At 62.5% G+C, this 14,936-nt stretch carries 19 protein-coding genes and 1 tRNA gene; 19 read left to right on the plus strand and 1 reads right to left on the minus strand.

Annotated features, from left to right (window positions below; translation table 11 throughout):
- The first annotated feature begins 158 nt into the window (after positions 1-158).
- The 12 genes from hisC to tatC all read left to right on the plus strand — a co-directional run bounded on the left by hisC (position 159) and on the right by tatC (position 8,363).
- A complete protein-coding gene (hisC, locus tag HDG37_RS25500; protein WP_184052312.1) occupies positions 159-1,229 on the plus strand; it encodes a histidinol-phosphate transaminase in 1,071 nt (356 codons plus the stop codon).
- A gap of 115 nt (positions 1,230-1,344) precedes the next feature.
- Positions 1,345-1,932, plus strand: a complete 588-nt coding sequence (hisB, locus tag HDG37_RS25505) for an imidazoleglycerol-phosphate dehydratase HisB (RefSeq protein WP_013090696.1) — start codon at positions 1,345-1,347, stop codon at positions 1,930-1,932.
- 161 nt (positions 1,933-2,093) lie between these two features.
- The gene (gene hisH, locus HDG37_RS25510) at positions 2,094-2,735 is read left to right on the plus strand and encodes an imidazole glycerol phosphate synthase subunit HisH (protein WP_184052314.1); all 642 of its coding nucleotides are present in this window, start codon (positions 2,094-2,096) and stop codon (positions 2,733-2,735) included.
- A gap of 181 nt (positions 2,736-2,916) precedes the next feature.
- A complete protein-coding gene (gene hisA, locus HDG37_RS25515) occupies positions 2,917-3,669 on the plus strand; it encodes a 1-(5-phosphoribosyl)-5-[(5-phosphoribosylamino)methylideneamino]imidazole-4-carboxamide isomerase (RefSeq protein WP_090802089.1) in 753 nt (250 codons plus the stop codon).
- A 246-nt stretch (positions 3,670-3,915) separates the two neighbouring features.
- Positions 3,916-4,689, plus strand: coding sequence for an imidazole glycerol phosphate synthase subunit HisF (gene hisF, locus HDG37_RS25520; protein ID WP_184052316.1), 774 nt, complete (start codon positions 3,916-3,918; stop codon positions 4,687-4,689).
- A 1-nt stretch (position 4,690) separates the two neighbouring features.
- Entirely contained in the window at positions 4,691-5,101 is a 411-nt protein-coding gene (gene hisI / locus HDG37_RS25525; RefSeq protein WP_090802086.1) for a phosphoribosyl-AMP cyclohydrolase, read from the plus strand.
- On the plus strand, positions 5,098-5,493 hold the full coding sequence (locus HDG37_RS25530; protein ID WP_184052318.1) for a phosphoribosyl-ATP diphosphatase: 396 nt from the start codon (positions 5,098-5,100) through the stop codon (positions 5,491-5,493). Before hisI ends, HDG37_RS25530 begins: the two co-directional genes overlap by 4 nt.
- 90 nt (positions 5,494-5,583) lie before the next feature.
- On the plus strand, positions 5,584-5,979 hold the full coding sequence (locus HDG37_RS25535; protein WP_184052320.1) for a hypothetical protein: 396 nt from the start codon (positions 5,584-5,586) through the stop codon (positions 5,977-5,979).
- Positions 5,980-6,072: 93 nt separating this feature from the next.
- Entirely contained in the window at positions 6,073-6,438 is a 366-nt protein-coding gene (locus tag HDG37_RS25540; protein ID WP_184035806.1) for a histidine triad nucleotide-binding protein, read from the plus strand.
- Positions 6,439-6,706: 268 nt separating this feature from the next.
- On the plus strand, positions 6,707-6,952 hold the full coding sequence (gene tatA / locus HDG37_RS25545) for a Sec-independent protein translocase subunit TatA (RefSeq protein WP_090802080.1): 246 nt from the start codon (positions 6,707-6,709) through the stop codon (positions 6,950-6,952).
- 48 nt (positions 6,953-7,000) lie between these two features.
- Complete coding sequence (gene tatB, locus HDG37_RS25550) at positions 7,001-7,543, plus strand: Sec-independent protein translocase protein TatB (protein WP_184052322.1); 543 nt, start codon at positions 7,001-7,003, stop codon at positions 7,541-7,543.
- A 34-nt stretch (positions 7,544-7,577) separates the two neighbouring features.
- The gene (tatC, locus tag HDG37_RS25555) at positions 7,578-8,363 is read left to right on the plus strand and encodes a twin-arginine translocase subunit TatC (RefSeq protein ID WP_184052324.1); all 786 of its coding nucleotides are present in this window, start codon (positions 7,578-7,580) and stop codon (positions 8,361-8,363) included.
- A gap of 89 nt (positions 8,364-8,452) precedes the next feature.
- Here tatC and HDG37_RS25560 read toward each other — a convergent pair whose 3' ends face one another.
- Entirely contained in the window at positions 8,453-9,673 is a 1,221-nt protein-coding gene (locus tag HDG37_RS25560) for a Do family serine endopeptidase (RefSeq protein WP_184052326.1), read from the minus strand.
- A gap of 19 nt (positions 9,674-9,692) precedes the next feature.
- On the opposite strand from HDG37_RS25560, the gene HDG37_RS25565 reads away from it, so the two are divergent.
- The 7 genes from HDG37_RS25565 to HDG37_RS25595 all read left to right on the plus strand — a co-directional run bounded on the left by HDG37_RS25565 (position 9,693) and on the right by HDG37_RS25595 (position 14,804).
- On the plus strand, positions 9,693-10,439 hold the full coding sequence (locus tag HDG37_RS25565; protein ID WP_184052328.1) for a Nif3-like dinuclear metal center hexameric protein: 747 nt from the start codon (positions 9,693-9,695) through the stop codon (positions 10,437-10,439).
- Between the two features lie 220 nt (positions 10,440-10,659).
- Positions 10,660-11,280 carry a ubiquinol-cytochrome c reductase iron-sulfur subunit gene (petA, locus tag HDG37_RS25570; protein ID WP_090802072.1) on the plus strand — a complete coding sequence of 207 codons (621 nt, stop codon included), beginning with the start codon at positions 10,660-10,662 and terminating at the stop codon, positions 11,278-11,280.
- On the plus strand, positions 11,280-12,659 hold the full coding sequence (locus HDG37_RS25575; RefSeq protein ID WP_184052330.1) for a cytochrome bc complex cytochrome b subunit: 1,380 nt from the start codon (positions 11,280-11,282) through the stop codon (positions 12,657-12,659). Before petA ends, HDG37_RS25575 begins: the two co-directional genes overlap by 1 nt.
- Positions 12,660-12,682: 23 nt before the next feature.
- Entirely contained in the window at positions 12,683-13,438 is a 756-nt protein-coding gene (locus HDG37_RS25580) for a cytochrome c1 (RefSeq protein ID WP_184052332.1), read from the plus strand.
- A 95-nt stretch (positions 13,439-13,533) separates the two neighbouring features.
- The gene (locus tag HDG37_RS25585; RefSeq protein WP_006052302.1) at positions 13,534-14,145 is read left to right on the plus strand and encodes a glutathione S-transferase N-terminal domain-containing protein; all 612 of its coding nucleotides are present in this window, start codon (positions 13,534-13,536) and stop codon (positions 14,143-14,145) included.
- 66 nt (positions 14,146-14,211) lie between these two features.
- Positions 14,212-14,709: a ClpXP protease specificity-enhancing factor gene (locus tag HDG37_RS25590; protein ID WP_184052334.1), complete on the plus strand. Its 498-nt coding sequence runs from the start codon at positions 14,212-14,214 to the stop codon at positions 14,707-14,709.
- 19 nt (positions 14,710-14,728) lie between these two features.
- Positions 14,729-14,804: transfer RNA gene (locus tag HDG37_RS25595), tRNA-Thr, on the plus strand.
- Positions 14,805-14,936: the final 132 nt, after the last annotated feature.

The raw sequence follows: 14,936 nt of genomic DNA on the forward strand, positions 1-14,936 counted from the left end.
CGCATCGACCGGCTTCCATGTTTCCGGCTTCCTCCACTCGCTCGAGCGACGGCTCGAGCCCACCCGCCCCATTCAATAACGACGACAGAGACCAACCCGAGCGCCCCACGCCGACGACGCCGACCCCGCGTCTTTCGCACGGCCCGGCCCCCGAACCTATGACGACACCTCAAGACATCATCCGCAGCGACGTGCTCGCAATGACGAGCTATCCGGTTCCGGACGCCACCGGCTTCATCAAGCTCGACGCGATGGAAAACCCGTTTCCGCTGCCGCCGGAACTTGCCGCGCATCTCGGCGAGCGTCTGGCCGGCGTCGCGTTGAACCGTTATCCGGCGCCGCGCCCCGAGCAGTTGATCGAGCGCATTCGTCACGTGATGGGCGTGCCGACGGGGTGCGACGTGCTGCTCGGCAATGGCTCGGATGAAATCATCAGCATCATGTCGGTCGCGTGCGCGAAGCCGGGCGCGAAGGTGCTCGCGCCGGTGCCGGGCTTCGTCATGTATCAGATGTCGGCGAAGCTGGCCAATCTCGAATTCGTCGGCGTGCCGCTCAAAGCCGACTTCACGCTCGATACCGACGCGATGCTCGCGGCGATCGCCGAGCATGAACCGGCGATCATCTATCTCGCGTATCCGAACAACCCGACCGGCACACTGTTCGATGACGCCGAAATCGAGCGCATCATCGCCTCGGCGGGCAAGAGCCTCGTCGTGATCGACGAGGCGTATCAGCCGTTCGCGCAGAAGAGCTGGCTGCCGCGCGCCGACCAGTTCGACAACGTCGTCGTGATGCGCACGGTGTCGAAGCTGGGCCTCGCCGGCATTCGCCTCGGTTACCTGGTCGGCAAGCCTGCGTGGCTGACCGAGTTCGACAAGGTTCGCCCGCCGTACAACACCAACGTGCTGACGCAGGCCGCCGCTGATGTCCTGCTCGACCACATCGGCGTGCTCGATGCGCAGGCCGCGCAATTGCGCGACGAACGCGAGAAACTCGCGCAGGCGGTGGCCGCGCTGCCGGGCGCCGAAGTGTTCACTAGCGCGGGCAACTTCCTGCTCGTGCGGGTGCCCGATGCGTCGGTATTGTTCGAAACCCTGCTAACGGCGCGGATTCTGATCAAAAACGTGAGTAAAATGCATCCATTGCTGGCCAATTGCGTGCGTTTGACCGTCGGTTCGCCGAACGAGAACGCCCAGTTGCTCGCCGGCCTGAAACTCGTGTTGCGGTAACCCGCCGCATTGAGCGGCGGCACTGAGCCGCTGCGTTGAAGGGCTGCACTGAGCAGCCCGCCAGTTTGTCCACCCCACATTACTAGCGCTTTTAAGCCAGATTCGAGGAATTGCCATGCGCCTTGCGGAAGTCGTTCGCAACACCAGCGAAACGCAGATCCGTGTGAAGATCAACCTGGACGGCACCGGCCAGCAGAAGCTGGCCACCGGTGTGCCGTTCCTGGACCACATGCTCGACCAGATCGCCCGCCACGGGTTGTTCGACCTCGAGATCGAAGCGCATGGCGACCTGCATATCGACGACCATCACACGGTCGAAGACACCGGCATCACGCTCGGCCAGGCCGTCGCGAAGGCGATCGGCGATCGCAAGGGCATCCGCCGCTACGGCCATTCCTACGTGCCGCTCGACGAAGCGCTGTCGCGCGTCGTGATCGATTTTTCCGGCCGTCCGGGCCTCGAATTTCACGTGCCGTTCACGCGCGCGCGCATCGGCACGTTCGACGTCGACCTGTCGATCGAATTCTTCCGCGGCTTCGTGAACCATGCCGGCGTGACGCTGCACATCGACAACCTGCGTGGCATCAACGCGCACCATCAGCTCGAAACGGTGTTCAAGGCATTCGGGCGTGCGCTGCGCATGGCCGTCGAACTCGACGAGCGCGCGGCCGGACAGATTCCATCGACCAAGGGCAGCCTCTAACGTAACGGCCGTAGCAGGCCTTAACACGGGTTTCGCCGCCTCCAACGTCTTCAGGCCACTCACCTTCAAGCGATTCATCGGGTAGGACCGCATTTGCCGGCACGTCGTTTGACGCCGCGCGGCGGCATCGATGGAGCGAGGGCAGAGCGGCCAAACTTGAAATGAAAACTTCGATAGCGATTGTGGATTACGGAATGGGCAACCTGCGCTCGGTTGCCCAGGCACTGCGTAAAGCGGCGCCGGAAGCGGACGTGGCGATCGTCGATCGTCCGGAAGCGATCCGCTCGGCCGACCGCGTGGTGCTGCCGGGCCAGGGTGCGATGCCCGACTGCATGCGCAGTCTCGGCGCGTCCGGTTTGCAGGAAGCGGTCGTCGAGGCGTCGCGCAGCAAGCCGCTGATGGGCGTGTGCGTCGGCGAGCAGATGCTGTTCGACTGGAGCGCCGAGGGCGACACGCCGGGTCTGGGTCTGTTGCCCGGCAAGGCGGTGCGCTTCGAGCTCGAAGGCCAGGTGCAGGACGACGGCTCGCGCTTCAAGGTTCCGCAGATGGGCTGGAACCGCGTGCGTCAGGCGCAGCCGCATCCGCTGTGGGACGGTGTCGCCGACCACGCGTTCTTCTACTTCGTGCACAGCTACTACGTGGTTCCGGACAACCCGGCGCATACGTCGGGCGAAACGATCTACGGCGTGCCCTTTACCTCGGCGGTAGCGCGCGATAACATCTTTGCCACCCAATTCCACCCTGAAAAGAGCGCCGAGGCGGGTTTGCGCGTGTATCGCAACTTCGTGCACTGGAACCCGTGAACGCCTTTTTTCATCCCGTTGCCGCGCGCGCGTCGCGCGGTGCCGCGGTCCCGCATCCGACCGGCGCCCCACTGGAGCGCCGAACGAGTTGTACTAAACTAGCGAGACGGTATTGCGGCGGGCTGACTCGCCAGCCGCTGCCGCCGACCTTCAATCCACTCCCAGATAACACCCGATTGCTATGCTGCTGATTCCCGCCATCGACCTGAAAGACGGTCAGTGTGTACGCCTCAAACAGGGCGATATGGACCAGGCGACGATTTTCTCCGAGGAACCGGCGGCAATGGCCCGACATTGGGTCGACCGCGGCGCGCGTCGTCTGCATCTCGTCGATCTGAATGGCGCGTTCGCCGGCAAGCCGAAGAACGGCGATGCAATCCGGGCGATCATCGATGAAGTGGGCGGCGCGATTCCGGTTCAGTTGGGCGGTGGCATCCGCGACCTGAACACGATCGAGCGCTATCTGGACGACGGTTTGTCGTACGTGATCATCGGCACGGCCGCGGTGAAGAACCCCGGCTTTCTGCAGGACGCGTGCACCGCGTTCGGCGGTCACATCATCGTCGGCCTCGACGCGAAAGACGGCAAGGTCGCCACCGACGGCTGGAGCAAGCTGACCGGTCACGAAGTGGCCGACCTCGCGCGCAAGTTCGAGGACTACGGCTGCGAGTCGATCATCTACACCGACATCGGCCGTGACGGCATGCTGCAAGGCATCAACATCGAAGCGACGGTGCGCCTTGCGCGCGCGGTCAAGATTCCGGTGATCGCGAGCGGCGGCCTGTCGAACCTCGCGGACATCGAATCGCTGTGCGAAGTCGAAGGCGAGGGCATCGAGGGCGTAATCTGCGGCCGCGCGATCTATTCGGGCGACCTCGACTTCGCGGCCGCGCAGACGCTCGCGGACAAACTGCGCGAAGCGGACGACGCTTAAGCACGGCGTCGGCTGCGCGTGCTGGGCAGGTTGCGCGGGCCGCCGGCGTTGCGCTCGTGTCTGTTTGCGGCGCTCGTTCGAACGATGGCTTGCCTGTAACGCGCGTCGCACGATCAAGCGCCCGGAACCTCGCCAGCTTCCGGCCGGCACCTCACTCGCGGCGCGACGCAACCGCTCGCGCCGGCACCGTGCCGCTTGCCCGCAAGCGAGCGGCCTCATCAGCGGTATTGGCAGAATTGCACGATCATGGCTCTAGCTAAACGCATCATCCCCTGTCTCGACGTCACCGCGGGCCGCGTGGTCAAGGGCGTCAACTTCGTCGAACTGCGCGACGCGGGCGACCCGGTCGAAATCGCGCGCCGTTACGACGATCAGGGCGCCGACGAACTGACGTTCCTCGACATCACCGCGACCTCGGATCAGCGCGACCTGATTCTGCCGATCATCGAGGCGGTCGCTTCGCAGGTGTTCATTCCGCTGACGGTCGGCGGCGGCGTGCGCGCGGTCGAAGACGTGCGGCGCCTGCTGAACGCGGGCGCCGACAAGATCAGCATGAACTCGTCGGCGGTAGCGAATCCGCAACTCGTGAAGGACGCGACCGACAAATACGGCTCGCAGTGCATCGTCGTCGCGATCGACGCGAAGCGCGTGTCGGCCGACGGCGAAACGCCGCGCTGGGAAGTGTTCACGCACGGCGGGCGCAAGGCCACCGGTCTCGATGCGGTCGAATGGGCGCGCAAGATGGCCGAGTTGGGCGCGGGCGAAATCCTGCTGACCAGCATGGATCGCGACGGCACCAGGAGCGGCTTCGACCTCGCGCTCACGCGCGCGGTGTCGGACGCGGTGCCGGTGCCGGTGATCGCCTCGGGCGGCGTCGGCAATCTGCAGCATCTCGCCGACGGCATCAAGAGCGGTCACGCGGACGCGGTGCTCGCCGCGAGCATCTTCCACTATGGCGAACACACGGTCGGCGAGGCCAAGCGCTTCATGGCCGAGCAGGGCATTTCGGTGAGGTTGTGACGTGACGAATCCTTCGGCAGTGAACTGGCTCGACAAGGTCAAGTGGGACGCGAACGGCCTCGTGCCGGTGATTGCGCAGGAAGCGTCGACGAACGACGTGCTGATGTTCGCGTGGATGAACCGCGAGGCCCTCGCGAAGACCGTCGAGACCGGCCGCGCGGTGTATTTCTCGCGCTCGCGCCAGCGCCTGTGGTTCAAGGGTGAGGAGTCGGGCCACGTGCAGCATGTGCATGAAGTGCGACTCGATTGCGACGAAGACGTCGTGCTGTTGAAAGTCGAGCAGGTATCGGGCATCGCGTGCCATACCGGCCGCCACTCGTGCTTTTTCCAGAAATTCGAAGGCTCGGTGGACGATGGCGACTGGCAGGCCGTCGATCCCGTGCTGAAAGACCCCGAACACATCTACAAATGACGCAATCCACGCAAAACCCGTCGCCCGCCACGGCTTCCACGCTCGACACGCTGCTGCGCCTCGCGGCGGTGATCGACAGCCGCAAGGGCGGCGATCCGGACATCTCGTATGTATCGCGCCTGTTCCACAAGGGCGACGACGCGGTGCTGAAAAAGATCGGCGAAGAAGCCACCGAAGTCGTGCTGGCCGCGAAGGACGTGCGCCAGGGCGGCGCCCCGAAGGCGCTGGTCGGCGAGGTTGCGGACCTGTGGTTCCACTGCCTCGTGATGCTGTCGCATTTCGAACTGAGCCCCGCCGACGTGATCGCCGAACTCGAGCGTCGCGAAGGCCTGTCGGGCATCGAGGAAAAGGCGCTGCGCAAGAGTCGCGAGCGCGAGGAAAACGGCGACTGAGCAGCCGAAGCGGAAATCTGGCGTTTCCGCTTGAAGTCGCGCGCGCCGGCACCAATATAGCGGTAACCGCACCTCCGGGAGGACGCAAGCATGGAACAGTCGCAAGGAAGCTATCCGCCGCCGGTCTACCGCCACGCGATGGAGCCTGAGCGCGAGCGCAGCCTGCGCACGCTCACGCACGTGCTGTACGCGCTGTATGCGGTCCACTGGCTGACCGGCGGGCTCACCATTCTGGTCGCGATCATCATCAACTACGTCAAACGGTCGGACGTGGCCGGCACGCCGTACGAAGCGCACTTCGAATGGCAGATCCGCACGTTCTGGCTGGGCCTCGTCGGTTACGCGATCGGCGCGTTGCTGCTGCTCGTCGTGATCGGCATTCCGGTGCTGTGGGCAGTCAGCATATGGATGTTGTACCGTATTATCAAAGGCTGGCTGTATCTGTACGATAACAAGCCGTTCGCGAATCCGGCCAGTTGGGTCTGAACGCTAGCCGGTCCGTATGGGCGGGCCGGCTTTCGGATCGAACCTCGGCGCGGGCGGCTTCGCTCGCCCAAGTCATACCGCGTCAGGAATACGATGAGTCACGATCCGAACTGCCTTTTCTGCAAGATTGCCGCCGGCGAAATCCCGTCGACCAGGGTCCACGAAGACGACGAGTTCGTCGCCTTCCGCGACATCCGTCCGGCGGCCGAAACGCATGTGCTGGTGATTCCTCGCAAGCACATTGCAACGCTGTCGAACTGCACGGAAAGCGACGCGCCTCTGCTTGGTAGAATGCTTGTCCTGGCCGCGCGACTGGCCGAACAATTGGGGGTCGCGTATAACGGCGGCGAAACGGGCTTTCGCACGGTAATCAATACCGGTCCGGGCGGTGGTCAGGAGGTGTATCACCTGCACGCGCACATTCTCGCGGGACCGCGTCCCTGGCAACGCATGGGCTGAGCGCCGGTTCACGCGTCAGGCGCACTGCGTGGCAAGTGCGCACCGCCGCGAGTTTTGGTCGAGGACAATAGCGCCGTCGTTGTTTTTACCGCTGTGTAATAACGTCGACGCGATCGTGTGGCCACAATGACAGGCGTAGATGGCCGCATTGCGAGCGAGGCGATGCAGCCTGAGGTAACGTAGAGATATATCGAGACGAAGCGCACGCGCTTCAGGTTATGCAAATTGGCCGCATCGAGATGCGGCGCCGGGGATAAGGAGAGTCGTCATGGGTTCGTTGAGTATTTGGCATTGGTTGATCGTTCTGTTGATCGTCGCGCTCGTGTTCGGCACGAAGAAGCTGCGCAACATCGGCAGCGATCTGGGCGGCGCCGTGAAGGGCTTCAAGGAAGGCATGAAGGAAGCCGATTCGTCGTCGGCCGACGCGCAACAGCAGCAGCGCGAGCTGCCGCGCAACGGCGCGGTGGACGTCGAAGCGAAGGAAAAGACGCAGCAATCGAGCGATTACCGCTAAGCCGCGGCCTTCGCGCCGTTCCCGCGTTTCTGACGGACATTCCACTTCATGCTGGACCTCGGTCTAACCAAGATGGCGCTGATCGGCGTCGTCGCGCTGGTCGTCCTCGGGCCTGAGCGCCTGCCGCGTGTCGCTCGCACGGCCGGCGCGCTGTTCGGCCGCGCACAGCGGTACATCAACGACGTTAAGGCCGAAGTCACGCGCGAAATCGAGCTCGACGAATTGCGGCGCATGAAGACCGAGTTCGAGAAGGCCGCGAGCAATGTCGAAACGGCGGTTCATGACAATCTGCGCAAGCACGAGAATGAACTGAACGAAGCATGGAATAGCGGTACGTCGGTATCGCCGAGCATCGCCGGCGGCGCGCTCGAAGACGCCGGCAGCGGAGCCAGCGGCAGCGCGGGTGCCAACTCGTGGCCCGTCAGTACGCCGGCCGCCGCGCCCAAACGCAAGACCTGGCGCGTCCAGCAGAGCGCCACGCCCACCTGGTACAAGCGAGCGAGCCTGCGGCGCACGCGCGTGCAGTCGGGCGCCGCGCGCGTTGCGCGGCACACACCTGCCAACCTGCGTCGTCCGACGCGGTTTTTCTGATGTTCAGATCGACAATCCCCAACCGAGGGCCGGTGTGAGCGACCCCCAGCAATCCCAGAACGAAGGCACTGAAGAGACCTTCATTTCCCACCTCGTCGAACTGCGTGACCGCATCATTCGTGCGGGGCTCGCCGTCGTCGTCGTGTTCATCGGGCTCGTGTACTGGGCGCCGGACATCTTCAGACTGCTCGCCCGTCCGCTGATGATGAATCTGCCGAAGGACGGCAAGATGATCGTCACCGACGTCACCGGCTCGTTCTTCGTGCCGATGAAGGTGACGATGCTGGTCGCCTTCGTGATCGCGCTGCCGGTCGTGCTGTACCAGATCTGGGCGTTCGTCGCGCCTGGGCTCTATCAGCACGAGAAGAAGCTCGTCGCGCCGCTCGTCGCGAGCAGCTACACGCTGTTCCTGTGCGGCATGGCGTTCGCGTATTTCGTCGTGTTTCCGACCATCTTCCGCGTGATGGCGCACTACAATGCGCCGCTTGGCGCGGAGATGACAACCGATATCAACAATTACCTGAGCTTCGTGCTGACGATGTTCATCGCGTTCGGCGTCACGTTCGAGGTACCGATCGTCGTCGTGCTGCTGGTGCGGATGAACGTGGTGAAGCTGAAGAAGCTGAAGGAGATCCGGCCGTATGTGATCGTCGGCGCGTTCGTGGTGTCGGCCGTCGTAACGCCGCCGGACGTGTTTTCGCAGTTGATCCTCGCGGTTCCGCTGATTCTGCTGTACGAAGCTGGCATCGTCGCGGCGCGGTTGATCGTCGGCAAGCAGCCGGTGGTCGTGGAGGATGCGAGTCCGCCGCCGTCTAGTTGAAGTGCCGCGAGTCAGTGCCGGGTGTCAAATGAAAAAGGGCAGTTCATTGCGGACTGCCCTTATTCATTGCGTGGAATCGCGGCATTACTTCAACCGCCTTCGTCATCCGGCTGATCGCCGCCGTTATCGTCTTGCGCCTGCTTCGGCGGCGGCGGGCGTTTGCCGATCATCACGTCGAGATCGATCTGATGACCTTTGCGCACCAGATGCACTTTCGCCGCCGTACCGGGCTTGATCTGCGCGATCACGTTCAACAGACGCGTGGTGTCGGTGATCACCTGGCCGTTTACGCTCGTCAGGATGTCGCCGGGCTTGATGCCCGCACGGTCGGCCGGGCCGCTTTTCAGCACGCCCGCGACAATAGCGCCCGACTTCTGATCGAGCCCGAACGACTCCGCGATTTCCGGCGTGACGTCCTGCGGTTCGACGCCGATCCAGCCGCGCGTGACCGTGCCGGTCGTAATGATGCTCTCGAGCACGCTGCGCGCGGTCGACACAGGAATCGCGAAGCCGATGCCGAGCGAGCCGCCCGAGCGCGAGTAGATTGCGGTGTTGATGCCGAGCAGGTTGCCGTTAACGTCGACGAGCGCACCGCCCGAATTGCCGGGGTTGATCGGGGCGTCGGTCTGGATGAAGTTTTCGAACGTATTGATGCCGAGATGGTTGCGGCCGAGCGCGCTGACGATGCCCATCGTTACGGTCTGCCCGACGCCGAACGGATTGCCGATCGCGAGCACGACGTCGCCGACGCGGGTCTGGTCCATCCGGCCGAGCGTGATGGTGGGCAGATTGGTCATATTGACCTTTAGCACGGCCAGATCGGTTTCGGGGTCGATGCCGATGACCTTCGCGCTGGCGGTGCGGCCATCGGCGAGCGCGATTTCGATCTGATCGGCGCCGTCGACGACGTGCTGGTTCGTTAGAATGTAACCTTCCGAACTCACTATCACGCCTGAGCCGAGATTCGAGGCAGGCTGCTCCTGCTGCTTGCGATTGTTCCTGTCGCCGAAGAAGTAGCGGAACAGCGGGTCTTTGGCGCGCGGGTCGGGAGGCAGCGAGCCATCCTTGCTGGAGAACACGTTGACGACCGCGGGCATGGCCTTTTGCGCCGCTTCGGCATAGGACGTTTCGGCATGGCCAGTGCCGATGCCCGGCGCCACTTCCCGTAGCGCGACGATCGGTTCGGCGAGTTGTCTGCCGAATTGTCCTTGACGCTGCAGCCACTGCGGTTTGAGGGTCGCAATGATGAACATCAGCGCCAACAGCACCGTCACCGCTTGGGCAAATAACAGCCAGAAGCGTCTAAGCATCTGAAGACTAGAGGTCTATATGGATCGGATTGAACTTGAATTGTACTTGAACAATCTCCTTGAAACCGCGCGCTTCAAGGACTATTGCCCGAACGGATTGCAGGTCGAAGGACGCCGCCGGATCAACAAGCTCGCGACCGGCGTGACCGCGTCGGTGGCCTTCCTGGAGGCCGCGCTCGACTGGGGCGCGGACGCCGTGCTGGTCCATCACGGCTATTTCTGGCGCAACGAGGCACCGCAGATCACCGGCCGCAAACATGCTCGTTTGAAGCTGCTGCTCGCCAACGACCTGAACCTGTTCGCCTACCATCTGCCGCTCGACGATCATCCCGAGTTCGGCAACAACGCGCAGATCGGCGAGAAGATGGGCTGGATCAGCGACGCGCGTTTCGGCGACAACGATCTCGGCTGGCTCGCCACGCTGCCGATGCCGATCACGCTGTCGCACCTCACCGCGGAAATCGAGCAGACACTGGGCCGCACGCCGCTCGTGTTCGGCGATCCGGATACGGAGCTGCGCCGCGTCGGCTGGTGCACGGGCGCCGCGCAAGGCATGTTCGACGCGGCGATCAACGCGGGTGTCGACGTCTACGTGACCGGCGAGGTATCGGAGTCGGTGATGCATACGGCGGCGGAAAGCGGCGTCGCGTTTCTGGCCGCTGGCCACCACGCGACCGAGCGCTTCGGCGTGCAAGCGGTGGGCAAGCATCTGTCCGAATCGTTCGATATCGAACATCTGTTTATCGATATCCCCAACCCCGTTTGAATTGCGAATTGCATTAACGAAGAAAAAAGCAGGAATACTGCAGAAGGCACTTAAAAGGAGGTGCGAAAAAGTTTGCGATCGGTGAGGACAAACCCTGAGTTATCAAGGGCTTCGCACGGTTTTTGGCAATCGGCCCTTGTAAATGGCGACTCCATTCGAGCAAACTAGCGGCGGTAGAAGCGACGTGAAGGAAAAATCCAACTCAGAAGTGGGGCGTGTGATGCGAGACAAAGAAGAGGAACGCGTCGATGGCAGCCGCCGTAACTGGCTGGTAGCGACGACCGTAGCAGGCGGCATAGGAGGTGTTGCCGTTGTCGTACCCTTTGTTAGTTCCTTTGCACCATCCGAAAAGGCCAAGGCCGCAGGTGCCCCGGTCGAAGTCGATATCAGTGGTCTGAAGCCCGGCGACATGATGACGGTCGCCTGGCGCGGCAAGCCGGTGTGGATCATCAACCGCACGGACCGCATGCTCGCCGATGTTCAAAAAGCCGACAGCCAGGTCGCGGACCCCCACTCGCTGAATCCGTTTTCGATGCCGCTGCCGGACTACTGCAACAACGAATTCCGTTCACGCGCCGAGAACAAGCATCTGCTGGTTGCCGTCGCCGTTTGCACGCATCTGGGCTGCACGCCGACGCCGCGCTTCCAGGAAGGCCCGCAGCCGAATCTCCCCGACGACTGGCCCGGCGGTTTCCTGTGCCCGTGCCACGGCTCGACCTACGACATGGCCGGCCGCGTCTTCAAGAACAAACCCGCTCCGCAGAACCTCGACATCCCGCGCTTCATGTTCACGTCGGCGACGGCCCTTGTGATCGGGAAGGACGAAAAAGGAGAAGCGTAATGGCGAGCGAACACGAAGTAGAGACGACCGGGCTGGCTGGTTGGATCGACCAGCGCTTCCCGATGACTGCCACGTGGAAGAAGCACGTTTCCGAGTACTACGCGCCGAAGAACTTCAACTTCTGGTACTTCTTCGGTTCGCTTGCGTTGCTGGTGCTGGTCAACCAGATCGTCACCGGCATTTTCCTGACGATGAACTACAAGCCCGACGCGACGCTCGCGTTCTCGTCGGTCGAGTACATCATGCGCGAGGTGCCGTGGGGCTGGCTGATCCGCTACATGCACTCGACGGGTGCATCGATGTTTTTCGTCGTCGTGTATCTGCACATGTTCCGCGGGCTCATGTACGGCTCGTACCGCAAGCCGCGCGAGCTCGTGTGGATTTTCGGCTGCCTGATCTTTCTGTGCCTGATGGCCGAGGCGTTCTTCGGCTACCTGCTGCCGTGGGGGCAGATGTCGTTCTGGGGCGCGCAGGTGATCGTGAACCTGTTCTCGGCGATTCCGTTCATCGGTCCGGATCTGTCGCTGTGGATTCGCGGTGACTACGTGGTCTCCGACGTCACGCTGAACCGCTTCTTCGCGTTTCACGTGATCGCGATTCCGCTGGTGCTGATCGGCCTCGTGATCGCGCACCTCGTCGCGCTGCACGAAGTCGGCTCGAACAACCCGGACGGCATCGAGATCAAGGCCAAGAAGGGCCCGGATGGCGTGCCGCTCGACGGCATTCCGTTCCACCCGTACTACTCGGTGCACGACTTCATGGGCGTAACGATCTTCCTGCTGATCTTCGCGGCGATCATCTTCTTCGCGCCGGAAATGGGTGGGTACTTCCTTGAAGCCAACAACTTCATCCCCGCGAATCCGCTGCAGACGCCGCCGGAAATTGCGCCTGTGTGGTACTTCACCGCCTTTTATGCGATGCTGCGCGCCACTACCGATCCATTCAAGATCGTGCTGATGATCGTCATCGCGCTACTCGGGTTGCTGGCGCTCGTGCGCGCGCGCGGCAAGTGGAAGTTCGGTCTGCCGGTGCTTGCGGTGCTGGTGATCGTCGCGATGGTGTTCACCGAATCGAAGTTCTGGGGCGTCGTGGTGATGGGCAGCGCTGTGATTTCGCTGTTCTTCCTGCCGTGGCTCGACCGGTCGCCGGTCAGGTCTATTCGCTACCGGCCGTTCTTCCACAAGGTTTTCTTCGGGATCTTCGTGATCGCGTTCCTGACGCTCGGCTTCCTCGGCACGCGACCGCCATCGCCGGCCTCGACGCTGATCGCCCAGATCTGCGCGCTGATCTACTTCGCGTTTTTCCTCGGCATGCCCTTCTGGACCCGGCTTGGCAAGTTCAAGCAGCCGCCCGAGCGGGTGCGGTTCAAGCCTCACTAATCGCGAGCCAGGAGAACATGAAGATGAAAAAACTGCTTTCGATGTGCGCGCTGGTCGGCGCGACCGTGCTTGCGCTGTTGGCCGCTCCGGTTCACGCGGACGAGAATTTCCCGCTCGATCGCGCGCCGGACAACACGAACAATTTCGCTTCTTTGCAGCGCGGCGCGCAATTGTTTGTAAACTACTGCCTGAATTGCCACAGCGCGAACCTGATGCGCTACAACCGCCTGACCGATCTCGGCATCACGCCGAACGAAATCCAGGCGAACCTGCTGTTCACCACCGACAAGGTCGGCAACACGATGACCGTGGCGATGCGCCCGGAGGACGCGAAAGCGTGGTTTGGGGCGACGCCGCCGGATCTGTCGGTGGAGGCGCGGGCGCGCGGCACGGACTGGCTTTATACGTATCTGCGGAGTTTTTACCGCGACGATACGCGGCCGACCGGCTGGAACAATCTGGTGTACCAAAACGTGAGCATGCCTCACGTGCTGTGGCAGCTTCAGGGGCAGCGTGCGGCGAAATTCGGTGACGAAACCGACGAAAAAACCGGCGAAAGAGTACACAAATTCCTCGGTTTCCAGCAACTGACTCCGGGGACGATGTCGCCGGTAGATTATGATTCTGCTGTGGCCGACCTCGTGTCGTACCTGTCATGGATGTCCGAACCGACGCAGCAAACCCGCAGGCAACTTGGCGTGTGGGTGCTGTTGTTCCTCGGTATCCTGAGCTTTTTCGCCTGGCGACTGAACGCCGCGTACTGGAAACATATCAAATAATCACGCCGCTACATGGCGTGGGGCCGGCGCCAGGAAAAACCTGCTGAACGGTTTTTCCGCGCGCTGGCCCTTCAGCTTTTTGAGGAAACGTAAACATGATGGTTCTGTATTCCGGCACTACTTGCCCGTTCTCCCAGCGCTGCCGGCTGGTGTTGTTCGAAAAGGGCATGGACTTCGAGATCCGCGACGTCGACCTGTTCAACAAGCCGGAAGACATCGCCGTGATGAATCCGTATGGTCAGGTGCCGATTCTCGTCGAACGGGACCTGATTCTGTACGAATCGAACATCATCAACGAGTACATCGACGAGCGCTTCCCGCACCCGCAGCTGATGCCGGCCGATCCGGTCCAGCGCGCGCGTGCCCGCCTGTTCCTGCTCAACTTCGAGAAAGAGCTGTTCGTCCACGTCGGCACGCTCGAAAACGAGAAGGGCAAGGCAGCGGAGAAGAATCACGAGAAGGCGCGCCTCGCGATCCGCGATCGCCTGACGCAGCTCGCGCCAATCTTCCTGAAGAACAAGTACATGCTCGGCGAAGAGTTCTCGATGCTCGACGTCGCGATCGCACCGCTGCTTTGGCGCCTTGACCACTACGGTATCGAGCTGTCGAAGAACGCCGCGCCGCTGATGAAGTACGCCGAGCGCATTTTCAGCCGCCCGGCTTATATCGAAGCGCTGACGCCGTCGGAAAAGGTGATGCGTCGTTGAGTTTGGCTTTGGAGCGCGGATGCCGCATCGCTTCGATGCGCGCCCGCGCCCGCAAGAGGACTGTTGATGCAAGAGATTTCCACGAAGCCTTATCTGTTGCGCGCGCTCTACGAGTGGTGCACGGATAACGGCTACACACCGCATATCGCGGTCCGCGTCGACAATCAGACGCGCGTGCCGCGTCAGTTCGTGCGCGACAACGAGATCGTGTTGAACATCAGCTTCGAGGCGACCAGCCAGCTGCAGATGGGCAACGAGTGGATCGAGTTCAACGCGCGCTTCTCCGGCAAGTCCCACAAGATCGAAGTGCCGGTCGCCAATATTCTTGCGATCTACGCGCGCGAGAATGGCCAGGGTATGGCGTTCCCGGTCGAATCGGCGGGCGGCGAGGCTCAGGATTCGGGCGCGGATGCCGCGGACGAAGCTGACACGCCGGCGCCTCCGCGCGCCGTCGAAACCGCCCCCGCCGACCCTGCCGCGGCCACCGACGCCGACGACAAACCGCAGCCCGACGACGACGGCTCGAAAGGCGGCGGAAGGGCTCGCCTTAAGATCGTGAAATGAAGTAGAATCACGGCCTCATGCCGGCTTAGCTCATCAGGTAGAGCGCTTGACTTGTAATCATGAGGTGGCGGGTTCGAGTCCTGCAGCCGGCACCATATGCTTCTCCGACGACCTCCGAAGTCGTCCGAAAACCCCGCTAGAGTCCTTGATTCTGCGGGGTTTTTTGTTGTCCGACGCCGGCGGGAGCTCCGATGGAATCGAATTAGGTCCGATAGGCTTGCTGGTAT

Origin of the sequence: Paraburkholderia sp. MM5384-R2 (assembly GCF_014201025.1) — a bacterium.
GTDB lineage: Bacteria > Pseudomonadota > Gammaproteobacteria > Burkholderiales > Burkholderiaceae > Paraburkholderia > Paraburkholderia tuberum.

Excerpts from the sequence above, each read along its gene's own strand:
- HDG37_RS25590 (WP_184052334.1), top strand. The coding sequence starts at position 14,212 with ATGCAAGAGATTTCCACGAAGCCTTATCTGTTGCGCGCGCTCTACGAG.
- hisH (WP_184052314.1), top strand. The coding sequence starts at position 2,094 with ATGAAAACTTCGATAGCGATTGTGGATTACGGAATGGGCAACCTGCGC.
- hisA (WP_090802089.1), top strand. The coding sequence starts at position 2,917 with ATGCTGCTGATTCCCGCCATCGACCTGAAAGACGGTCAGTGTGTACGC.
- petA (WP_090802072.1), top strand. The coding sequence starts at position 10,660 with ATGCGAGACAAAGAAGAGGAACGCGTCGATGGCAGCCGCCGTAACTGG.
- HDG37_RS25540 (WP_184035806.1), top strand. The coding sequence starts at position 6,073 with ATGAGTCACGATCCGAACTGCCTTTTCTGCAAGATTGCCGCCGGCGAA.
- HDG37_RS25565 (WP_184052328.1), top strand. The coding sequence starts at position 9,693 with ATGGATCGGATTGAACTTGAATTGTACTTGAACAATCTCCTTGAAACC.
- HDG37_RS25560 (WP_184052326.1), bottom strand. The coding sequence starts at position 9,673 with ATGCTTAGACGCTTCTGGCTGTTATTTGCCCAAGCGGTGACGGTGCTG.
- hisF (WP_184052316.1), top strand. The coding sequence starts at position 3,916 with ATGGCTCTAGCTAAACGCATCATCCCCTGTCTCGACGTCACCGCGGGC.
- HDG37_RS25585 (WP_006052302.1), top strand. The coding sequence starts at position 13,534 with ATGATGGTTCTGTATTCCGGCACTACTTGCCCGTTCTCCCAGCGCTGC.
- HDG37_RS25530 (WP_184052318.1), top strand. The coding sequence starts at position 5,098 with ATGACGCAATCCACGCAAAACCCGTCGCCCGCCACGGCTTCCACGCTC.
- HDG37_RS25535 (WP_184052320.1), top strand. The coding sequence starts at position 5,584 with ATGGAACAGTCGCAAGGAAGCTATCCGCCGCCGGTCTACCGCCACGCG.
- tatA (WP_090802080.1), top strand. The coding sequence starts at position 6,707 with ATGGGTTCGTTGAGTATTTGGCATTGGTTGATCGTTCTGTTGATCGTC.
- HDG37_RS25580 (WP_184052332.1), top strand. The coding sequence starts at position 12,683 with ATGAAAAAACTGCTTTCGATGTGCGCGCTGGTCGGCGCGACCGTGCTT.
- hisC (WP_184052312.1), top strand. The coding sequence starts at position 159 with ATGACGACACCTCAAGACATCATCCGCAGCGACGTGCTCGCAATGACG.
- HDG37_RS25575 (WP_184052330.1), top strand. The coding sequence starts at position 11,280 with ATGGCGAGCGAACACGAAGTAGAGACGACCGGGCTGGCTGGTTGGATC.
- tatB (WP_184052322.1), top strand. The coding sequence starts at position 7,001 with ATGCTGGACCTCGGTCTAACCAAGATGGCGCTGATCGGCGTCGTCGCG.
- hisB (WP_013090696.1), top strand. The coding sequence starts at position 1,345 with ATGCGCCTTGCGGAAGTCGTTCGCAACACCAGCGAAACGCAGATCCGT.